This window comes from Nocardiopsis sp. KDC1DS13DA1, assembly GCF_055632325.1.
The window spans coordinates 1-1,614 of the sequence record NZ_JBVMUY010000061.1; the positions used below are offsets into that span (position 1 = coordinate 1).

The window sequence follows — 1,614 nt, forward strand, 5'->3', positions numbered from 1 at the left end:
GGTTGGTCAGGATTACTTCTAGGTTTACCCGCCCAGACCCCTTCGGGTGGTCGGGTCGGGTTGAGTGACCTTTATGGAGAGTTTGATCCTGGCTCAGGACGAACGCTGGCGGCGTGCTTAACACATGCAAGTCGAGCGGTAAGGCCCTTCGGGGTACACGAGCGGCGAACGGGTGAGTAACACGTGAGCAACCTGCCCCTGACTCCGGGATAAGCGGTGGAAACGCCGTCTAATACCGGATACGACCCACCACCTCATGGTGGAGGGTGGAAAGTTTTTCGGTCAGGGATGGGCTCGCGGCCTATCAGCTTGTTGGTGGGGTAACGGCCTACCAAGGCGATTACGGGTAGCCGGCCTGAGAGGGCGACCGGCCACACTGGGACTGAGACACGGCCCAGACTCCTGCGGGAGGCAGCAGTGGGGAATATTGCGCAATGGGCGAAAGCCTGACGCAGCGACGCCGCGTGGGGGATGACGGCCTTCGGGTTGTAAACCTCTTTTACCACCAACGCAGGCTCCGGGTTCTCCCGGGGTTGACGGTAGGTGGGGAATAAGGACCGGCTAACTACGTGCCAGCAGCCGCGGTAATACGTAGGGTCCGAGCGTTGTCCGGAATTATTGGGCGTAAAGAGCTCGTAGGCGGCGTGTCGCGTCTGCTGTGAAAGACCGGGGCTTAACTCCGGTTCTGCAGTGGATACGGGCATGCTAGAGGTAGGTAGGGGAGACTGGAATTCCTGGTGTAGCGGTGAAATGCGCAGATATCAGGAGGAACACCGGTGGCGAAGGCGGGTCTCTGGGCCTTACCTGACGCTGAGGAGCGAAAGCATGGGGAGCGAACAGGATTAGATACCCTGGTAGTCCATGCCGTAAACGTTGGGCGCTAGGTGTGGGGACTTTCCACGGTTTCCGCGCCGTAGCTAACGCATTAAGCGCCCCGCCTGGGGAGTACGGCCGCAAGGCTAAAACTCAAAGGAATTGACGGGGGCCCGCACAAGCGGCGGAGCATGTTGCTTAATTCGACGCAACGCGAAGAACCTTACCAAGGTTTGACATCACCCGTGGACCTGCAGAGATGTGGGGTCATTTAGTTGGTGGGTGACAGGTGGTGCATGGCTGTCGTCAGCTCGTGTCGTGAGATGTTGGGTTAAGTCCCGCAACGAGCGCAACCCTTGTTCCATGTTGCCAGCACGTAATGGTGGGGACTCATGGGAGACTGCCGGGGTCAACTCGGAGGAAGGTGGGGACGACGTCAAGTCATCATGCCCCTTATGTCTTGGGCTGCAAACATGCTACAATGGCCGGTACAATGGGCGTGCGATACCGTAAGGTGGAGCGAATCCCTAAAAGCCGGTCTCAGTTCGGATTGGGGTCTGCAACTCGACCCCATGAAGGTGGAGTCGCTAGTAATCGCGGATCAGCAACGCCGCGGTGAATACGTTCCCGGGCCTTGTACACACCGCCCGTCACGTCATGAAAGTCGGCAACACCCGAAACTTGTGGCCCAACCCTTCGGGGAGGGAGTGAGTGAAGGTGGGGCTGGCGATTGGGACGAAGTCGTAACAAGGTAGCCGTACCGGAAGGTGCGGCTGGATCACCTCCTTTCTAAGGAGTCTT

General features: G+C 58.7%; 1 rRNA gene. It reads left to right on the plus strand.

Annotation, left to right across the window (positions count from 1 at the left end):
* Positions 1 to 70 precede the first annotated feature (70 nt).
* Positions 71 to 1,602: ribosomal RNA gene (locus ACTVAJ_RS29330) — 16S ribosomal RNA — on the plus strand.
* The last annotated feature ends 12 nt before the right edge of the window (positions 1,603 to 1,614 follow it).